The sequence below is a fragment of the Bradyrhizobium sp. Ken64 genome (assembly GCF_055807555.1).
This window is the reverse complement of the sequence record NZ_JBVVPA010000031.1, coordinates 29,314-48,091: the sequence shown is the minus strand read 5'-3', so window position 1 is coordinate 48,091 and position 18,778 is coordinate 29,314. Positions and strand designations below refer to the sequence as shown.

Genomic DNA, 18,778 nt, shown 5'->3' with positions numbered 1-18,778 from the left:
GCAATATTTGAGCCTGCGACCTGAAGTTCTCAAGCTTCCGCCCGACTGCGCTATTTCCCGTCATCGGCCGGGATCGATACGGTTGGCGGGGGCGTACTGATCGGTTCCAATGAAAAGATGTTTTTCACCAAATCGACTTTGAGAAATCGTTTTTCATGAGGTACAATAGAAATTCGACCGGAAGCGGTTTGCGAGAAGGAAATTCGGGGTCGGAGAGCGTTTTTCGGGAGATTTATATTGAGCGTACAATTTTCAGGACCAGTGAGTGTTTTTCATGACCGCAGGTTGCCGGAGGCGGCCGCCCCGGCGGGTTACGCTGCCCTGATCGACGCTTACAAGCTGCCCGTTCCTGTCCCCCGGACCCTTTCGGCGATTGGTACCAAGCACCGGATTATCGAGCAGGGTGGCTGGCGCATCTATACACCCCGCCACGCCCCGGAGGACTCTCTTGAGGGACACCTGACTTTTGCTCTCAAGAACGAGGGATTGGACCTTGCCGTTCTGAAGCGGCTTTTTCTCGCCGTGAAGGAAGGGGAGATCGCAGAACTCGTAAAGCAGAAGCCGACCGGCCTCTACACCCGCCGCATCTGGTTCCTGTACGAGTGGCTGCTTGGCCGTGAGCTGAAGCTGCCGCCCGCCGACAAGGTCTCATACGTGGATGCGGTCGATACCGATCTTCAGTTCGCAGGGACGGGAGAGAATTCGGCTCGGCATCGTGTTCGCAACAACCTTCCCGGAACGCCGGAATTCTGTCCGCTCGTGTTTAGGTCTCCTGCGCTGAATGAGTTTATTGCGCAGGACTGGAAGGAGCGCGCGCGCGCGGTCGTCAATGCAGTTCCGAAGGACCTGCTTGCGCGGACGGCTGCGTTCCTTCTGTTGAAGGATTCGAAGTCCAGCTACGTGATCGAGGGAGAAAGACCGCCACAGGATCGCATTCAGCGATGGGGTCGCGCCATTGGCGAGGCCGGACGTGCGCCGCTCGACGAGCAGGAATTTCTGCGCTTGCAGAACATCGTCATCGGCGATGAGCGCTTTGTGAAGATGGGTTTCCGCCAGGAAGGCGGCTTTGTTGGTGAACATGACCGGGACACGCAGCGGCCTATCCCAGACCACATTGACGCCCGGCATGAAGACATTGCTTCGCTCATGGCGGGTTTGATTGCGTTCGACCATAGCGCCGAGAACGATCTTGATCCCATCATCGCTGCAGCGGTACTGGCATTCGGGTTCGTCTACATCCATCCGTTCGAGGACGGCAACGGACGCATCCATCGTTACCTGATGCATCACGTTCTAGCGCGTCGAGGTTTTAATCCTGCGGGACTGCATTTCCCCGTCTCTTCGGCAATCCTTGACAGGATCACCGAGTACAAGGGCGTGCTGGAAAGCTACTCCAGCAGATTGCTTCCATGTGTCCAATGGGAAGCTACGCAAAAGGGCAACGTAACGGTCCTCAACGATACGGCCGACTTCTACCGTTTCTTCGATGCGACGCCTCATGCTGAGTTTTTGTATGAATGCGTACGCCAGACGATAGAGCAGGATCTTCCGAACGAAACCAATTTCCTTCGTAACTTCGACACGTTCCGTGCGGGCATCGAGAACATGATCGATATGCCGGAACGAACGCTCAACAACCTGTTCGGCTTTCTGCGACAGAATGATGGGCGGCTGTCGAAGCGGGCCCGAGAGAACGAGTTCGCCGAACTCACTCAAGATGAAGTTACGAAAATTGAGCAGTTTTACGCGGACTCATTCGGCCAAAGCGGAACCGCAGGTGACTGACAGCGCATCTCGTTCGGAGACAGGAAAAACCTCTCTTTCCAGCGGCGGCACGCCCCTTGAAGGGTACGGTCCGCAATTGGAGTGGGGATGAAACGCATCAAGATCGACAGCGTAAAACCAGGAGACATTCTCTTTACAGCACGCCCTGGAAAGATCAGTAAGGCCATTCGTTTCACGACCGATGGTGCAGTATCTCATGCGATGATCTGCGTGCAGCACGGTTCCTTTATCGACTCGACTTCGAGCGGGGTGCAGGCACGTAATCTGCAGCGTGAGCTATTTGAAGACGATGAAAAGGCGTTTCACTTCCGTCTGAAGATTCCACCTGATCGCAAGGTGCTTGAGCAGATTGTCGACTATGCTCGATCTGAAATCGGTGCACGCTATTCCAAAATCGAAGCGGCACGATCAGTCGCTGCAATCCGCAGGCCAAGATCAAGAAGACAATTCTGCTCGCGTCTGGTTGCGCGCGTATACAAGATGGCCGGCATAGAGCTTGTTTCGGACGCGGATTACTGCTCACCCGAAGACCTGCGGCTCAGCCCGCTGTTGAAAGAGCTGCCGGTAGAGTTCGAGCCGGTATCTGCCGAAGAGCTTGCATGGAGATCCGACCAACCGAATCCGATCCAGGCCATGCATGATGCACAGAACGCTGTACTGGATGCCGCGCGTTCTGTTGATCCGGAGTTAGAGAATTTCAATGATATGTATGGCTTGCTCGTAAAGCGCCCAGAAGCTGATCAGGTGATTGCCGCCGCACTTGAGAGCAGTGGCTATCTACACATTTGGAAGATAGAGGTCGAGGGGCATCCATGGCGTTACTCCACTGGCCTGATGGATCTACTTTCCGCGTCGCCCGAGGCCGTACGCGACTATTGCATAGATACCGTCAAAGCGGCCTACAGCGGCGGCATACGTTTTGCGATCAATCTCGTGCAGCTTCAGGTGCTTCAGCAACAGCATTCGCGCGAGTCGTTCCGCCTTGTGATTGCATTGTATAAAACGCTGATAAGTAACGATCAGAACCGCAGGGAGGCGGCTTATGATTGGCTGCAAAGGCATCACCCTGATCTGCTGAAACAGCACATGGAGGAGATCGAGCCTCATACTCCATACTGGTGGTCGGTAATCGACCGCGTCGAACCAAGACTTGCGGCGTTATCCCGTCATGCCGTCTCCTCCGAGGATAGTACCGATGTCTGCTCCTCATGCGGGGATCACCCGGCCTACCCATACCGTTTGGTCAACGGGGCGGAGACCATGCCCGGAGTGCCATCCTTGCGTCTCTGCGATGACTGCATCGAGATTCGGCGTGGCATGGGCGACGTATTGATGCCTTTTCTATCGGGGTCTCAAAAGTGATCGGGAATCTAATCCGAGTGGCACACCGCCTTGGTGGACGGAGGATTTGTTCTTGACCCAAGCGGAGCAGCGCGGAGTCAATGTCCTAGATCCGGCACAGCTTGTTCGGATTGAAGCCGTGCATCGCGGCTACCTTTTCCAGCATTTGTACACCGTACAGTGCCTCCTGTCGGCGGTCACGTTGCCGATGAAGAGCGTGGAGGTCGAGGGCGACGAAGACGTCGAGGTGCAGTTTGAAGGGCGGCGCATCTACGTCCAGGTGAAGCACCGGAAAGAACCGCTCGCCTGGAACGACATTGAGGAAGCTCTAGCACGCTTCGGAGAATTGCGCGCCGTTCATAAGAGCGGTCAGCGCCACGGAGAACCGGCATTCCTCATCGTCAGCAACGCAGCTCCCAACGGTCCTCTCGCCGCTAGGCTTGCCGCGGCGGATTGGCCAGACGATGTGCGGATCGATTGGCCGTCGGCCGATCCAGAACAGCGAATTCTGCCGGCCCCACAATCGTCGCTTATCGAAACGGCCGAGGCGGCCTGCAAACTGGCGGGGGACCTCCCGTTCTCAACACTCGCGCCACAAACTCTCGTTTGGAAGCTGGCTGGCCTTGTATCTCTTGCAGCCACCGGGGAAGACGAGAATCTGGACCACACCTTCCAGGCTGGAGAGCTCCCCAACCTTTTTGAGCAGCTCGTAATGCAGTTGCAGGATCTGCCACTGCCGCCGTCTCCCTACCGCGTGCAGGAGCACGAACCCGACCTGTTAACCGGAGAAAGGGTCAGGCTGATCGTCGGCTATTCAGGTGCCGGCAAGACCTCGTGGCTGGCACAGTCTGCGCAACATGCTTCTGGCGCTATGATTTACCTGGACGTCGCGGATACACCCGGTGCCGCCCTCGCCAACGCCGTTGCCCGAGAGGTTGCTGGTCGGCTGTTTCAGACGGGGGGCGGTCTTCGCGAGATTCTTTTGCCTGGCGCGTCTGGGCGAGAGATCCTTCAGCTTCTATCCCGCCGTCTGGCTGAGCGCGGAGAGATTGTCACTGTTGCCCTCGACAATGTTCACCAGTTACCTGCCGATGATTTGATGGGGGTGATCCAGTCTGGGAGAGATATGCGCTTTGTGCTTTTGGGACGCCCCGAAGGCGAGGTCTCCACGCTGGAGGCGATTCTTGGCGTAACCCGTGAGGCCCTGCTGGGATGGGGACCAGACACAGTAGCGGCGGCAGCCCATGATCAAGGGTGCCAGAGTGGTGCTGCCGATTGCCAGCGATTGATCGAACTCACTGGCGGCCTTCCGCTTTTCGTTCTAAATGCCATCTCCGTTGCAGAATCCGACTACGATGGTTCGCTGAAGCAGCTGTGCGCCGATCTTGCACGATCAGCGCATACCAGGGAAATCGCACAAGACCTCATCCTCGGGCGGGTTTTCGACCGGTTGCCAAAGGCAGTAGCTGACGTTGCCGAACTGCTAAGCCTTTGCGATGCACCACTGAGTCGCACGGAGGTACAGTCGTATGTTGCGGCAGCGAACGGGTCTGATCAGGCCGTCTTCGACAGGGCCCTTCGCCACTTGGTCAGTCAGGGGCTGCTGCAGGTTTTTGCCGACGACCGGATCAAGCTTCACGATGCAGCACGCGCAGTAGGCATGGGACGGCTACTCCTCCACGGCACTGAGAGCGTAAAAGCGCGACGGGAAGCACTGCGAGCTGTCGTACAGAAGAGCCTGGTAGAGAACTGGCACCCGACGAAGCTATCGCTCTTCCTCCGGCTGAGTGGCGAGGTCGGTCGCCTCGATGTTCTGGTCGAAATGGCTACCGACGAGCTCTTCCACGAAATGGGTGTATGGCCCGAGGTTGAAGCTTACCTCGAACACGGCGCACAGGATGAGGCTGTTCCCCCTGATCAGCGAATAAAGGCGCTGGATGGACTGGCGTTTGCTGCCCTAAAATCTGGTTCTGAACGCGCCGGTCTGTGGCTCGACCAAATGGACGCTCTGATCATAGCCCACAATCTGGGGGCCGAGGAACAACTGCGCGTCGGCATGAAGCGAATGAACTTCCTTGCCGGCGTAGGCGATCGGCGCGGCGCTATGCGTCTGGTGACGGACCTTACGCCGGTCGTGAAAACTCTCCCTCCCGGTCATCAACGTGTATTTTGGTATAACGTCGCATGCGCAGAGCTCGCATTGGGAGACGCGGAAGCTGCAGAGAAGCGCGTTCAGCCTCTAATCCGGGACTATTATGAGCTGATTGGTCTAACGCCAGACAAGGTGATGGGAAACAATGCGCCCCAGTTGGCGCGGATGCTAAAGAAAGGGGCGAACGTCGACGACATCAAGCATCTCGCGGATTCCCTTGACGTACTCGCCAAGGCGCTTGACGCTCAGGATCAGTTTTCTCCGCTCGCTCGTACCCACGCCTTAAAATTTTACGATCTGGCACGTGCCCCAGACTCTCTGTTCCGTGTGGGGCAGGACCTCGTGGATCAGTTCGTACGCAAGCGTGACTTCGATGGTGCGCTGAACATGATGGAGACCATCGTTCTGCCTCAGCTTCGCCAGTGGAAGCTCGCCGATTATCTGATCTCGGTCCGCTCCCAATATGCCGTCGTTCTCGCTTATTGCGAACGATATTCCGATGCTGAAGCCGAGATGGAGCGTCTTGAGCCCTATAAGAGCGGCCTTCCCCCTCTAGCGCAGGGAGAACTTGAGAACCAACGGGAGCTCATCGCAAGACTTCGGGCGTTCGGACCGCCGCCAAAATGGGTGCCGCCTCCGGGCTTACTTGAAAGACTGGCGGATCACTTTGCAAAGCCAGATCGGATTCGGCAGACACCGGCGCGGGAATCTAAGCGCAAGATCGGACGAAACGAACGCTGTTCCTGTGGATCAGGTCAGAAGTTCAAACATTGCCATGGTCGCGCTAACTGACGCCGGCCGTCAGTTGCCGGGGGAAGCGTTGACGCGAATGCGCTCCGCCGTGCGCGCCTTAATGCTAGGAGGAGTAGCGGCTCAGCGCGGACAATATTGTAACTATGAACTCCGACATATTTGACCGTCTGCCGTTCCCCGAAACAGTGAGGCGCGAGGATTTTGTCCTTTCAACCAGACTGTCAGATGAGACGATGAGACCGAGACAGGCGGTTTGTTCGGCTTTCGCTTCGATTACATTTCAAAGCTACCGGACCATTCGCGAGTCGCCGCGCGACTTCCTGAAGAGGCAGTCTATTCGCCGGTAGGAAGCTGCTTTCGAGGTATAGCGTTAAAGTCAACCGGCTGCAGGCCTGCGGTTTCCTCAAAGGGAAAGAATCCGTTCACAGCCACCGTTATGACTGACCCGTTCTTAACTGGCTCTTGCCGCTGGGTTTGCCGTCCTCAGCACGGAGCTCGGCCAGAACAGTATATTTCGCATCACGGGGCCGGGCTGCAGATGACACTGTTCCGTTGACGCAATTCTCGACGGCAAGAGCAAAAAGATAATGTTCTGCGCGGTCGACCGTAATCCGAGTCTGATCGATCTTTATTCCGAGGTCGAAAGAAAGCTTTGGGACGAAGATGCGCGCCAAGCCTTTCGGTATTACGAATGGACGGTCCGGCAGCAAGTTAACCGGGCGTCGAAAATATCGCGTACATGTCGCTCCTCCATTTATGATGAAGCTCTTCTCAAAGGCTGTTGAGAAGCTCTGTCGCGCTGCGTCAAAAATATATTCCTCAAGCGGCTTGCCAATCGAAACGCCGTCGCGCGCAATTGTGGGCGTTGAGCTTACGCCCTAATATATAGGTGCTCGTCCCTCTTCGCCTAGCGAAAATCGCGATGAAACCGATGATCCGCATGTTGATGATCAGCTAGCAGGTCCTGGTGCTGCTGCTGGCGATCATGGTGATCATGGGCACGGCGATGATCATCCTGACGCTGATGGTGCTGCTGCTGGTCATCATGATGATCATCATGATCGCACCGGCTAAGGCGCCTTCTTCCCGTCCTTCAGGGCGCGGGCTTCCTTCGCGCGACATCAAGAACTCCGCGAGCGTCTTGGCCACATCCGTCAGCGGGCCCGGGTCGACCGCGACCTGTCTGGTGAACGCCGCCCACTGATCCTTCTTGCCGGCATCCTCGGTAAAGGCCGGGGTGAATGCATCCGGCAGTGCGGTGGGAATGTCGGTCTTGCGGCGCGCGAATGTCGCCTTGATGGCGCGAGCCAGCGTGTCGCCCTCGAACTTGTAGGAGCGGATCAGCACCCAGACGTCGTAGAAGTCTTTCAGGCGTGTGTTGGCGAGGCCAAGCGCGACCATCGCCTGGAATTTCTCGGCGATGACGGTCTCGCGCGGATAGGAGCGCAGCTTGGGAGCCGGAAAATCCAACAGCACCGGGAGGTGAGTTTCCTGCACGCCGGGCTCGATGGCGTCACCGAATGCGATATCGATTAGGACGCGAACGCGGGCATTATCGACCGTGGCATTGCCCTTGATCCGGACGCCGCCGGATTCGTTTTCGTCCCGGATGCGGTCGACGGCGAAGCTGGCCGGGTCGAAGATGACGCCGTCGGCGGCGTCGACGGCGGCGATCTCCTTGAAGATCGTCAAGAGCGCGTCGGGGTCGGGATCGCCCGAGCCGAGAAGGTCAAGGTCGCGCGTCGGCCGGAACTGGTTGTCGACCCAGGTCGCGAGCAGCATCGCGCCCTTGAGAACGAAGCGGTTACGATAATCCGTCGAGCCGAGGCGATAGAGGAGCCGTTCCAGCACGTAGCGGGTGAGGAGAAGGTCGAAGGGTTGATTGCGCTCTCTGGAGAGCGTGAGCAGTCGCGCGCGAACCGAGGCAGCGACATTCTTGGGCGGGTTAGCCATTGGCGGTCATCGCTTCGATATAAGGTTGCATGGCCTTCCAAACCCCGGCTTTGCGCGCGAAATCCGCGATCTCCGAAGGCTTGGCCTTGCGGGTTCGCAGGGCCTCGCGCAGGCCTTCGAGCGCGAGGTTGAGGCCGGTGCTATGCCGGTAGCGTGTCCCGGCGCTCCGCCGGTAGCGAAAAAGATCGACGACGGTCTTGGCGGGGCTGAAGATCTTGACCGGGCAACCTTCGATCGTATGAATCTCCACGCCCTCCTGAAGCCGCTCCGGGTTGAAGCGAACGAACTGCATTGGCGGATTGGTTGGAAGGGGCTGACGGTCTTTGGGACCGATGGCAAGCCAAACCGTGGAGGGGATGGTATCGGTCAGGTCATGGAAAGCGAGCGCTGAGGTCAGCGCGACGACCCCTTTGGGTACGCGTTTGGCGGCTTCGGCGAGGGAATGGTGCGTATCGATCGGCGCGTCGGGCAGTTGGTAGAGACCGCGCCCGAGTTGGAGAACGAGGCCTTTTTCCTTCATGCGGGCGATAGTCGCGGCCGTGATGCCTGCCGTGGCAAGCTCGGAAGGGCGCGCGATGCCGCGCTCCTTGAGGAGTTCGATAACACGCTCTTGTTGGGTCGAGGATGGCTTGGCCATGGCTTATGATCTGATTTGTCGGATATATCCTATTTATATCCTGCATTTCATATCACACGGAACCACCGCTAACAACCTGTAAATCGTTCCGCAACCCCTTGACAGATATAGACATTCTACGGGCCAAAATCCGATCTCGTACGCCCGCTGCTCGCCGCAATTGTCGTGGTCGGCCACGGCCATGCTGGCCGCGATCGCGTACATGGCCGCCGCACGGCTATAGCAGGGTAACAAGACCAAGTGCGGCGATCCCGGAAGCCTCTTCTCATCAATTTTCTTGGTTGGATGACGTCGAATTGCCGGCCAAAGCTGCCAGCATGCTGACCGGACCGAGAGACAATACCGGCTTGAGAACCTCAAGGGCGCGTCGTCGCAAATCCTCGGCTTGGGCCAAGCAGTCCGTTATTGGTCGAAAGTTCATGCCGAAGTACTTCATCACAGGAAGCAGGTCTGCAGGACTGGATCGCGCGGATTGCCCGTTTAAGAACCTCGACGCGAGCCAGCGTGCGGCCGGAACGCCGCGGGTGTGTCTGCGGAATGTCGCAAGAGGCCGTTTCGATTTCAAGCTGGCGCGCCAACCGATATTAGGCGGCCATTGTAGGCAGAGCGTCGATCTCCGCCGCCAGTTTTCGATTAGCCTCAGCGACTTCCACCCAGGCAAACATCTTGTTTTCGCATTCCGTGGCTTCGACCCGGAGCGCGTCCGAGCAATTCTTGTCTTCAATGCGGACCAAGTCCACCCCTCGACCGGCGCCCACAAATCCATACCGCGGCTGACAGGGATCGCATTCGAATACGCCTTCCCAACTCTGGTCTCTCACGCCCCAATCGGTGTCAAGATAGGTAATATCGATACGAATAGAGCCCGCACCGCACGGACATGGTCTGCGTTGAGCTGTTATTCTCTCGACTGGCATGAGCGCTACCTTTCATGACGGCGCGAATCCTACCACATCTGTAGGGACCGGGGGCGGCCCCTTGGTGCACGGCACGATCTTGCCCCAGCTACCGAATGCATCGTTGCACGTTGCCACGACATTTCCTTCTTCCCGTTCGGGCGAGCATGATCACACGAACCGTGTCCAGTCGGCGTCACCCGTTCTGCCGCAATCAAGCAAAGCCATTGCACAGGCATCCGTCCCCCTAAACTGATACCAACCGCTTGCCGGCATAACCGGCACAGGAAACGTTTTTGTCTCCCGACCGGCCTGCCGCCTGCGGCATCATCCAACGGGAGAATACAATGGCCAGCAGGTCATCATCGAAGTCGAAGAAGCCTACCCACGAGGCGTTCGTCGTCACCGGCGAAGGCGAGGGCGCGTTCTGGACCAAACTGGGCGCGGCTTGGCCGCATGACGACGGCAAGGGGTTCAACGTCGAACTAATTGCCCTGCCCGTCAGCGGGCGTCTCGTGATTCGCGAGCGCAAGGCTGGAAGCGCCTGACTGGCTCGATAGTCGGCGGCATTGGCTGCCGGCTCCGCGAAGTAGCCTTGTGCGATTCTTCCCAGAGCAGCGGTTAGGCACGCTGGCGTGGTGAGGGAAACCATCCTCCAAAACTGGGAAATGGTCGAAGCCGTTGAGAGCTGATGACCCGCAACGTGCAATGCTTTTTGCCCCACATCCGTGACGGTGTGGGGCTTTCCGATCGTGAGGACCTTTCGCCAAGAATTGAGCCGCTTCTCATTTCATAGCTGACAATCTGCTAATTAGCTGATATGCTGTTAAAAACTCTAAGAGGCTAGAGAGATTATGAGTTTAGATATGTCGTCCTTCGGACGCGCAATCGCATCAGCACGCAAGCAGAGGGCCATGAGCCAAAAGGAGCTGGCGGCGAAGATTGTTAAGGAAGACGGGGAAGCTATCACTCCTCAGTATCTAAATGACATTGAGCACGACCGAAGGAGTCCGTCATCGGATCACTTGGTAAGCGAGTTTGCAAAGGTTCTGAAAATAGATCCCTTGGCTTTGTACGGACTGATTGGAATGCTTCCTGAGCAAGATAGAAAGCTCATAAGGAAATCCACTCCTGACCAAGTAAATCAGGCATTCGTCGCGTTTCGGAGACACTTGAAGGGATAGCTCTTGAGGTACGTCCGCGACACGATGCATGGTTTTCGGGAGAGGCCGCATTACGAGCCCGCCGAACTTGATTACATGTTTGAAAAACTCGTGGCGGACCACCTACGGAGCAAGCACGGCAAGGTCGAATTTCCTATCTCGACTGACGATATCACCACCTTGATCGAGCGCGACGTTACGGATCTGGACCAATATGCGGACCTGACCATGTACGGCGCCAGCGTGGAAGGCGTAACGGAGTTTGCCCGCACTGGAAAGCCAAAGGTCGCGATTTCCAATGATGTTCACAGGTACGAGAACCGGCTGCGAACCACCCTCACCCACGAATATGGGCATGTGATCCTGCACGCCTACCTGTTCGCGCTGGAGCAGCGCCAGCTACCCGTGGATGGTAATCGGAAGCCCAATGCCATTTATTGCAAGCGGGACACCATGATTTCCGCGAGCAAGACGGACTGGATGGAATGGCAGGCCGGCTATGTGTCTGGTGCGACCCTTATGCCACGGACCTACCTCAAGAGAGTCGTGGGCGACATCCAGCAGCAGCGCAATATTTACGGGCCCTCGTCCCCGACCAGCGAAAATGGCGCGGCCCTGATCAACGCGGTTGTGAACGGCTTTACCGTCTCACGCGAGGCGGCCACCGTACGCCTGAAGATTCTAGGGATTCTCGGCCAGGAATTAGCCTCCGGCAATCTTTTCTCCTGAAATCAATGACTTGGCGGCCCGTTGACTCGACCGCCATTTGGCGTAAAATACGCTAATCAGCATATCCGCTGACTAATTGATAAAGGAGACCGCAAGATGAGCGATGCGAACCAGGAAGATCCTCAGGAGCCCCTTGAGGCCGGGCCCAAGGTCCACGAGGCCTGCGGGCACGATGAAGTCAAAGCCCTGCACGATATCGAGGAGGCCAAGGCCGACATCGACAAGGCCAAGGACGAGATCCAGCACGGGATCAAGGACCTTGACGCCGCAGAGCACAAGCTTGAGGCCGCCGAGGAGGAGCTTGAGGAGGCTCATCACCATCCGAAAATCATCCATTTCTCGGTGGACGGTGAGGATTACGAAACGGAGCAACGCAAGTGGACTCCGAACGAAATCATCAGGGAATTCTCCGGCCTGGATGTCGCGATGCACTATCTCATCGAAACCGATCCCCACCACCAGGCCAACTTCCAGGGCAAGGGGGACGTCCCGTTCGAACTGCACGACCACGCGAGTTTCCAGGTCATCTCGGTCGGCCCGGCCCCGGTCTCCGATGGCAGTGCCAAAACCGGCGTGGCGTGCTTTGTGGCGGGGCTTGCATCGCTTGGTCACAGGCCAACAGTTGCTCCAGGCAAGCCCGAGCATGTTTCCCTCGACTACGAAGTGCCGACCGGCAAGTTCGCCGGACGGCTGGTCCGACTTGGCGTGGTTGTTCCCCAGGATTTCCCGTTGACGGCGCCCGGCGGCATCCACGTCTCGCCCAGGTTCTACCCGAACCAGAGTGGAGGTACTCATCCCACTGGCGGCATTCACGATAGCGCGGATTTTCAGAACGCGCTGGGTGGTGAGTGGCAATACTGGTCGCGCCCCTACACGGGCTGGAGCACCGCGAAGAAGGCGGTGGCGACCTACATGAGTCACGTGTGGAAATTGTGGGACACGCAATGACAAGGGCCGTCCGGAGCGCGGCCATGCCTGAAACGGTCGATGCGTTGGCGCGTCGCCATCTTTTGCGCACCGACCGTCAGGAAGATCTCTGCTTCGCGCTCTGGCATCCGAGCACCGGACAGACCCGGATGACCGCTGTGGTCGAGCGGTTAATCTTGCCGCGAGACGGCGAGCGGAACGTGCACGGCAACGCCAGCTTCGAATCCCACTACTTCACTCGTGTCCTTTCGGAGGCCGCTCAGGCTGGCGCAGGTGTAGCTCTCATGCACAGCCATCCCGGCGGCTTGGCGTGGCAAGGTACGAGTCCGGATGACATCAATACCGAGCAAGGTCATGCAGCCGCCGTCTACGGTGCCACGAAGCTGCCGTTCGTAGGCTTCACGATCGCCAGCGATGGCGCCTGGAGCGCCAGGTTCTGGGAGCGCACGGCGCCGCGCCAGTACGCGAGGCGGGACTGCGCCACGGTTCGCGTGGTGGGGGACAGGCTTCGTTCGACCTTCATGGAGGCCCTCGCGCCGGTGCCGCCTGGAACGGAAGCACAGATTCGGACGATATCGGCGTGGGGAAAGGCAAAGCAGGCCGACCTCGCGAGGCTTCGGGTGGGCATCGTCGGAGCGGGAAGTGTGGGCGCCTTCATTGCCGAGGGCATGGCCCGTACCGGGGTTGAAGATGTAACGGTCATCGATTTCGATAGGATCGAGACCAGGAATCTCGACCGGCTATTGTACGCCAAGCGCGGCAATGTCGGGCAGTTGAAGGCAAAGGCGCTCGCCGAGCACCTGGGCGAATGCGCGACGGCTGCAAGATTCGACACCCTCCCCGTGGTGGCTGCCGTTTATGAAGAAGCCGGATACCGTGCCGCGCTGGATTGCGACGTCCTGTTTTCCTGCGTTGACCGCCCTTGGGGGCGGCATGTTCTCAACCTGATCGCCTATGCTCACCTGATTCCGGTCATCGACGGCGGGATTTCCGTTCGCACGAACCGCCATGAGGAGTTAGCTGCGGCTGACTGGCGTGCACATACCGTCACTGTGGGTCACCAATGCATGCAATGCATCGGGCAATATGATTCCGGGCTTGTTCAGTTGGAACGCGAGGGCTACCTGGATGACCCAACTTACATTCAGGGATTGTCGAAGGGGCATCCCCTGAAAGCCCGCGAGAACGTCTTCGCGTTCTCCATGGCATGTGCAAGCCTTCAGACGCTTCAGATGTTGGCGATGGTTCTCAACCCGCTTGGCCGGTCTAATCCCGGACAGCAGCTCTATCATTTCGTCGGCAGCTTCTTGGAGCCACCCCAACACGGGAAATGCAGCGCCGAGTGTCTGTTTCCCGATGTAGTCGCCTTAGGGGATCACTGTGGCTTTGAGGTGACTGGCGCTCCTCCATCCAACCGAGATCCTGTCATCGAGAAAATGCCTCAGCCGACGCCGAGCCTATTCCAGCGAATCGCTCGCGCAGTCAGACGTCTCCTTGCCGGCTGACGGGTAAACGAAGGATAGAGTCATGCGCTTCAACCTTCCAACAGGTGCCGGCACGTTCGAGATTCCAGACGACTGGTGGTGCTTCGCCGAAATGGAGCATTTCCAGCCCAGTCCTGGCGGCTATTATCCATACCGGGGTCCGGCCCGAAAATGACGTGGACGTGGTACCCATCGCTGACATCGAGCCACCTCGCCGCAATCCTGACGTCCCCATGCTGAAGAAGCTCAAAATGATCCCGGTCCTCTTCGCGTTCCAGTCTCCTGAGTGCGCGCTTCCGCCGGTCGGGGTTTACCGCGCGACACAGGTCCATACCGCTTTACGGTGCACAACGGCTTTCATCGCTTCTACGGTTCAGTGGCCGCCGGATATCTGTCGGGACACCTGGCCGGGATAGATGAGAGCGCGCGGGGGCGCACGTGCAGCGACCGGCAAGCCGAGCTTGCCAAGGCGCTACCCGCCGACGTGCAAGACCTGTGGGACGCCTTGCTGGGGTTCACGCAGAAGCAGTTGATGCGCCTGCTCGCGCATTGCGCGGCCCTTGCGCTCGATGCGGTCGTCCGTCCGGGCGCAGGCTCATCCCCGTCCCTGAAACACGCCGAATCATTGTCCCAGGCGGTCTCGCTGGACATGGCGGCGCACTGGCAGCCCACCGCCGTCAACTACCTTGGTCAGGTCACCAAGGCGGTTATTGTTGAGGCGGTCCGCCAAGGCGTGTCGGAGGAAGCCGCCGCGCAACTGACGGACTTGAAGAAGCCCGCGATGGCCGAGGCCGCTGAGCGTTTGCTGGCCGACAAGGGCTGGTTGCCCACCATACTGCGATTGCCGCAGGCCGTTAGCACCGCAGCGCCGATGGCTGCGTAGACGTCACGACCACCAAACGAGCCGGAGCCGCATGCGCGGCTCCGGCTTTGGCGTCCCAAATTTTCGCCGCGCGCGACCAGCGCGCGGCGTCGGCCTATGGCCTCTAGGCACACCTTGCGCTCGATGAGCTGCAAGTCGTCCGCAACCAATCGGCCGGTCTTCCAAACTCTATGACTTGGCGTCGGACGGCATCGCCCTGAAAACGAGTGTCAACATTCCGAACACGGCGGCTCCGACAATTGAGATGCCAATCATCGCGAATTTGAGCCATGTTAGAGCAGTCGCTCTCCGAGCACCGTCATCGCGGACGATTCGCTCCGGCCGGAGAAGCATCCGAAGCATGAAATCCTCGCCAACTTCGGAGCAGCCGTAGATGAACCCTGCCATGCCGCCGAACATGGCGAACGACGATACCAGCGGCGAACCGATTTGCTGTACGGCCACAACCCAGGACAGCAAGCTGAAAAAGCCCAAGGCCACGGCGAAACCGAGGTCAAGCACCAACACGCGATCACGGTACACATCGAGCGCAGACTTCCCGAACGTTGTCGGCCGTTCGAGCCCGACTCTCTTGAAATCGGCGAGATCTTGCGCGCTATACCCGCGCCATCGGCGTTCGGGCACTTTCATCGGGGCGATTGCCTGATCGACCGCCTCCCTGAACCGATGGTTCGCGCCGAAGAAGACGATTGTCGCTACGCCAGACACGACCAGCCCGGCAATATAGGTCCCATTGAAATCCATCAGATCCCCATACGCTCACGTCGGCCCACGCCATCGTTATTTGGACGGCTTGATGAAGAACGAAACGCACCCCCCGTTATCGCCATAAAGCCACTGGTATTTGCGTGGGAGAACAAGAACGGCATCGTTCAAGTAAAAGAACAACTCGCCCGCCACCTTCGGCGTCACATATTCAGATATTTTCTTCACCCGTCGGTCGGGGTCAGGTTCGAGGAAGTCCACTTCACTACCTAGCGCGCCATAGCGCGCCACCGGTTGGAACCAGGGCTGGAAGTAGTAACGCCGCAAAGGTGATGCGAGCATATGGACAACGGTCTCGGTCCAGGACAGCTGTGTTCCGTCATCCGGATTATGGAAAGTCGAATAGCCACGTGCATCCGTGACGACGCTGCCATTGTGCAAGTCTCCCGCCCCTACCTGACATGTTGCGCGGCTGGTAGTGTAGTCCTTGTACTGCCTGGCCAGGGCAATCGGGTCCGGGTTGGTCCAGACGAGGTATCGCTCTAGGCGTCCCACTTTATAACCGGTCGAAAAGCAAAGGTCGGACGCATCGAACGAGACCAGCGCGCCGGCGTCGGGGACAAATTCAAGCCTGTCCGTTGGCTTGCAAACCAGCCCCGCTTGATCAACCGCGGTGAACGCAAGTCGATTACCGACCGTGACTGCCAGATAGACGATGACAACCGCGGAAAGTACCGGAGCGAGATAGTAGCGCCATGCCTTGCGCACACCGACAAGAAATAGCTCGCGCCCATGAGGGCTGGCGCTGGGAGCCGCTGATGGCGCGATAAGCTCGCCTGCGAACGCATCTCGCCAAAGTGCGGTCATCCGGTCGTCGATCGCAGATGCGACCCGTTTGCCGCCGAAGAGCAAAGCGACGATGACACCCCCCAGGATCAGGAACGTCACCGGATATTGGGCGTAGGACACCAACCACTGCGAGACCCAGGATGGCAGGAAGCCGGACAGGGTTCGGATGATGTCTGACACCCACTTGAGCGCATTGACCCGCTCGCCCAGAGGATCGCTGCGCCCCGTGAAGGGAAACAGCACGAAGACGATGGTCGCCGCCAGCGTGAGGAAATACAGCCCCGCGCGCAGGTAGACCAATGGCCAGATGAACTGCCGCTCCGCGACGACGCGGCCTTGGGCCTGATCGGAGGTTTCAGGGGTGCTGATTGTCGGCCCCGATGCCCTCTCTGGAAGGCTGTCAATTCGGAAGCGGACGCAGCCGTCTGGAGCGATCTCAGGCGACACGACATCATAGTTGTGTGGGATTCCGATGGGCGCATAGACGTGTGCGTTGTTCTTAATGCGCCGCAAAACCGTCTCGTGAATCTTGGGCCTCTCGACGTAGACCTCATCTCCTGTGGTCCACGAGAAGCTTTGGCGGGTCAGTCGGGAGATCCGCCTGGGGCCGTATCGGTAGTAGCTGCCCGAGCCAGCGCGAGAGTCGTACAGTCGACCATCCTTGTCCTGCGCTTGTTTGGTTTCGGCCACGGCCGCAGGATCGGACGTTTTGAAGGAGAGGCCGCAGGCCCGCGCCTCTTCCATAATCCAGTAAAGCGGAATGTGCGCCAGTGAATCGTCCGGGTAGCCGCCCCCGACATTGGCATGGACGCCGGCAAACCAGACCTGCGTAAGCCTTTCATTGGATGTGTACCGGGTGGCTCCCGTCGGCTGCGGCGGCTCGCGACGCTCATTCCAGAGAACCGGGTGGAAGGTCGTTCGCTCATCATCCAAAGACAAAGCGTGGCAAGCACGTTTCACGTCGGGATGAAGCGTGTGGCCTGGGAGTTCAAGCGGCCATATCCATTGGCTCACTCCCTGGGTCATCTCGTCAACCGGAAGTCCGTACGCGGCGACGGTGTCCCAAAGCCCCAGAAAGCGAATGATTGGCATGTGCCTTCCTGCGGTGGCTCCCGCAGAGGGCGCAGACATCTCCCGTCCCAGCAGCTTCTTGAGCCCCTGAATCATCAGGTACCAGTTCGTATGGAAATGTCTTTTATGGTAGGCGCGATAAGTCGCCTTGGCCTGCCGGTCGAGTTCGCTATCCGAAATGTCCTTCGCAGGAATCAGACCCTGATCCAGGATCAAACCTATGGTCACGCGAATTGTGAATGCGCCGCGGCTGAATCCGAATGCGTATATCTCATCTCCCGCAGCTCGGTAGTTGCGGCAGGCAAACTTGTAGAGCGTGATGACGTTGCGGCGAAGGCCTATGCCGAAGGCTCCGCCAAGCATCGCCAATGGCTTGAACGACGACGTCCCCACGCCATCGTCGTAACAGGCAACCTGGTCGTCCTTGGTGAGATCGAGCGCACTGAACATGCGCCAAACATTGGTCCGCCAAACCTTTGCCGATGAATTGCCGGTGCCATCGGAGAGGAGCACGATCCGTCTTGGCATAGTCTTCCCTCAATCAAAAATGAGATCAGCGTTTGCGCCGAAAGCGCGGAAATCGCCCACAACAAACGGTTGCAATATCCGTTAGTTGAACGTCCCGCCCCGCACTAGTCAAGGCTGATCTGCCGTGGCTCACAGCAATTGCAGCGCGGCAAGACGTGCTTAGCCCGACGCCCCGAAAGATTCGGAGCGCTCCTCCCTTAGTCCGCATGTTCAGCCTTTCTCTCACCCACAGCCAGAAACCCCTGCAGGCGCGGTCCTATTACGTCTCAAGCCCCTCCCATGGTGCGTCTAACCCCAATGCATCGGCCAGCAGGACGGGGAAACTGGCGCCGAGGCGTGTCGGCGCAACGCATCCAACCGTATCCCGCAAGCGGGTCCCTCGGCCGGACCCTCCGTTGCGCCGCCGCTAAATCCTCGTCTCCCAAAAATTTCCCGTCCGGCCGCGATTGGCGCAGCCGGCAAAAACCAAACGGGAGATCGTCAAATGAAACGCAACGAAAAGAACCAGCGCCCACATGGAGTTTATGTGGTCGAAGGACAGGGCGACAACGCCTTCTGGACCAAGATCGGCGCCGCATGGCCGCACGAGGACGGCAAGGGCTTCAACCTCCAGCTCAGCTGCCTGCCTCTGGATGGCCGCCTGGTCGTCCGCGAACCGAAGGCCGACAAGGAGACGGGGCGATGAGCCCCGTTTCCCTTCCCCGCTTCCTGGTCAAATGCTTTGACTACGAAGAATGGGCGATCGTCGTCGAGGCTGCCAGCCGCGAGGACGCGATCCGCAAGGCCGAGGCCATCTATGTCACCGACAGTCTCGGCACCATGGACGGCTTCGAGCTGGTCCGCAGCGACTTCGGCTGGGACGCAAGGCCCCCCTAGGGAGGTGCGTTCATGAGCGCCCTACCCGTCCAGGATATCTGCAACA

The 18,778-nt window shown here is 58.6% G+C and carries 16 protein-coding genes; 12 read left to right on the top strand and 4 right to left on the bottom strand.

Annotated elements, in window-relative coordinates:
- Window positions 1-237: 237 nt before the first annotated feature.
- The 3 genes from AC0L2F_RS32150 to AC0L2F_RS32140 all read left to right on the top strand — a co-directional run bounded on the left by AC0L2F_RS32150 (window position 238) and on the right by AC0L2F_RS32140 (window position 6,070).
- A complete protein-coding gene (locus AC0L2F_RS32150; protein WP_473251137.1) occupies window positions 238-1,785 on the top strand; it encodes a Fic family protein in 1,548 nt (515 codons plus the stop codon).
- 87 nt (window positions 1,786-1,872) lie between these two features.
- Window positions 1,873-3,147, top strand: coding sequence for a YiiX/YebB-like N1pC/P60 family cysteine hydrolase (locus tag AC0L2F_RS32145; RefSeq protein ID WP_473251136.1), 1,275 nt, complete (start codon window positions 1,873-1,875; stop codon window positions 3,145-3,147).
- A 52-nt stretch (window positions 3,148-3,199) separates the two neighbouring features.
- Complete coding sequence (locus tag AC0L2F_RS32140) at window positions 3,200-6,070, top strand: YecA family protein (RefSeq protein ID WP_473251135.1); 2,871 nt, start codon at window positions 3,200-3,202, stop codon at window positions 6,068-6,070.
- Window positions 6,071-6,985: 915 nt separating this feature from the next.
- Here AC0L2F_RS32140 and AC0L2F_RS32135 read toward each other — a convergent pair.
- Both AC0L2F_RS32135 and AC0L2F_RS32130 read right to left on the bottom strand, forming a co-directional pair.
- A complete protein-coding gene (locus tag AC0L2F_RS32135) occupies window positions 6,986-7,984 on the bottom strand; it encodes a nucleotidyl transferase AbiEii/AbiGii toxin family protein (RefSeq protein ID WP_473251134.1) in 999 nt (332 codons plus the stop codon).
- Window positions 7,977-8,621, bottom strand: coding sequence for a type IV toxin-antitoxin system AbiEi family antitoxin domain-containing protein (locus AC0L2F_RS32130; protein ID WP_473251133.1), 645 nt, complete (start codon window positions 8,619-8,621; stop codon window positions 7,977-7,979). The genes AC0L2F_RS32135 and AC0L2F_RS32130 overlap by 8 nt, the downstream gene beginning before the upstream one ends.
- A gap of 281 nt (window positions 8,622-8,902) precedes the next feature.
- On the opposite strand from AC0L2F_RS32130, the gene AC0L2F_RS32125 reads away from it, so the two are divergent.
- The 7 genes from AC0L2F_RS32125 (at window position 8,903) to AC0L2F_RS32095 (ending at window position 14,703) form a co-directional block, all read left to right on the top strand.
- The gene (locus AC0L2F_RS32125) at window positions 8,903-9,556 is read left to right on the top strand and encodes a hypothetical protein (RefSeq protein ID WP_473251132.1); all 654 of its coding nucleotides are present in this window, start codon (window positions 8,903-8,905) and stop codon (window positions 9,554-9,556) included.
- 308 nt (window positions 9,557-9,864) lie between these two features.
- Window positions 9,865-10,065 (top strand): hypothetical protein, encoded by a 201-nt coding sequence (locus tag AC0L2F_RS32120; RefSeq protein WP_473251131.1) that lies wholly within the window; start codon window positions 9,865-9,867, stop codon window positions 10,063-10,065.
- A gap of 306 nt (window positions 10,066-10,371) precedes the next feature.
- Window positions 10,372-10,701, top strand: coding sequence for a helix-turn-helix domain-containing protein (locus AC0L2F_RS32115; RefSeq protein WP_085394453.1), 330 nt, complete (start codon window positions 10,372-10,374; stop codon window positions 10,699-10,701).
- A 3-nt stretch (window positions 10,702-10,704) separates the two neighbouring features.
- Window positions 10,705-11,409 carry an ImmA/IrrE family metallo-endopeptidase gene (locus tag AC0L2F_RS32110; protein WP_473251130.1) on the top strand — a complete coding sequence of 235 codons (705 nt, stop codon included), beginning with the start codon at window positions 10,705-10,707 and terminating at the stop codon, window positions 11,407-11,409.
- Window positions 11,410-11,505: 96 nt separating this feature from the next.
- Window positions 11,506-12,357, top strand: a complete 852-nt coding sequence (locus AC0L2F_RS32105; RefSeq protein WP_473251129.1) for a hypothetical protein — start codon at window positions 11,506-11,508, stop codon at window positions 12,355-12,357.
- 23 nt (window positions 12,358-12,380) lie between these two features.
- Entirely contained in the window at window positions 12,381-13,841 is a 1,461-nt protein-coding gene (locus AC0L2F_RS32100) for a HesA/MoeB/ThiF family protein (RefSeq protein ID WP_473251128.1), read from the top strand.
- Between the two features lie 322 nt (window positions 13,842-14,163).
- A complete protein-coding gene (locus tag AC0L2F_RS32095) occupies window positions 14,164-14,703 on the top strand; it encodes a hypothetical protein (protein ID WP_473251127.1) in 540 nt (179 codons plus the stop codon).
- A 168-nt stretch (window positions 14,704-14,871) separates the two neighbouring features.
- On the opposite strand, the gene AC0L2F_RS32090 is transcribed toward AC0L2F_RS32095, so the two are convergent.
- Together AC0L2F_RS32090 and AC0L2F_RS32085 are read right to left on the bottom strand one after the other, a co-directional pair.
- Window positions 14,872-15,447, bottom strand: coding sequence for a hypothetical protein (locus tag AC0L2F_RS32090; RefSeq protein ID WP_473251126.1), 576 nt, complete (start codon window positions 15,445-15,447; stop codon window positions 14,872-14,874).
- 36 nt (window positions 15,448-15,483) lie between these two features.
- A complete protein-coding gene (locus AC0L2F_RS32085; RefSeq protein ID WP_473251125.1) occupies window positions 15,484-17,841 on the bottom strand; it encodes a DUF2235 domain-containing protein in 2,358 nt (785 codons plus the stop codon).
- A gap of 499 nt (window positions 17,842-18,340) precedes the next feature.
- Here AC0L2F_RS32085 and AC0L2F_RS32080 point away from each other — a divergent pair, with 499 nt between their 5' ends.
- Both AC0L2F_RS32080 and AC0L2F_RS32075 read left to right on the top strand, forming a co-directional pair.
- The gene (locus tag AC0L2F_RS32080) at window positions 18,341-18,541 is read left to right on the top strand and encodes a hypothetical protein (RefSeq protein WP_085394447.1); all 201 of its coding nucleotides are present in this window, start codon (window positions 18,341-18,343) and stop codon (window positions 18,539-18,541) included.
- On the top strand, window positions 18,538-18,732 hold the full coding sequence (locus AC0L2F_RS32075; protein WP_473251124.1) for a hypothetical protein: 195 nt from the start codon (window positions 18,538-18,540) through the stop codon (window positions 18,730-18,732). The genes AC0L2F_RS32080 and AC0L2F_RS32075 overlap by 4 nt, the downstream gene beginning before the upstream one ends.
- Window positions 18,733-18,778: the final 46 nt, after the last annotated feature.

Coding starts and splice junctions, on each gene's coding strand:
- AC0L2F_RS32100 (WP_473251128.1), top strand. CDS start 12,381: ATGCCTGAAACGGTCGATGCGTTGGCGCGTCGCCATCTTTTGCGCACC.
- AC0L2F_RS32115 (WP_085394453.1), top strand. CDS start 10,372: ATGAGTTTAGATATGTCGTCCTTCGGACGCGCAATCGCATCAGCACGC.
- AC0L2F_RS32075 (WP_473251124.1), top strand. CDS start 18,538: ATGAGCCCCGTTTCCCTTCCCCGCTTCCTGGTCAAATGCTTTGACTAC.
- AC0L2F_RS32135 (WP_473251134.1), bottom strand. CDS start 7,984: ATGGCTAACCCGCCCAAGAATGTCGCTGCCTCGGTTCGCGCGCGACTG.
- AC0L2F_RS32090 (WP_473251126.1), bottom strand. CDS start 15,447: ATGGATTTCAATGGGACCTATATTGCCGGGCTGGTCGTGTCTGGCGTA.
- AC0L2F_RS32145 (WP_473251136.1), top strand. CDS start 1,873: ATGAAACGCATCAAGATCGACAGCGTAAAACCAGGAGACATTCTCTTT.
- AC0L2F_RS32130 (WP_473251133.1), bottom strand. CDS start 8,621: ATGGCCAAGCCATCCTCGACCCAACAAGAGCGTGTTATCGAACTCCTC.
- AC0L2F_RS32105 (WP_473251129.1), top strand. CDS start 11,506: ATGAGCGATGCGAACCAGGAAGATCCTCAGGAGCCCCTTGAGGCCGGG.
- AC0L2F_RS32080 (WP_085394447.1), top strand. CDS start 18,341: ATGAAACGCAACGAAAAGAACCAGCGCCCACATGGAGTTTATGTGGTC.
- AC0L2F_RS32120 (WP_473251131.1), top strand. CDS start 9,865: ATGGCCAGCAGGTCATCATCGAAGTCGAAGAAGCCTACCCACGAGGCG.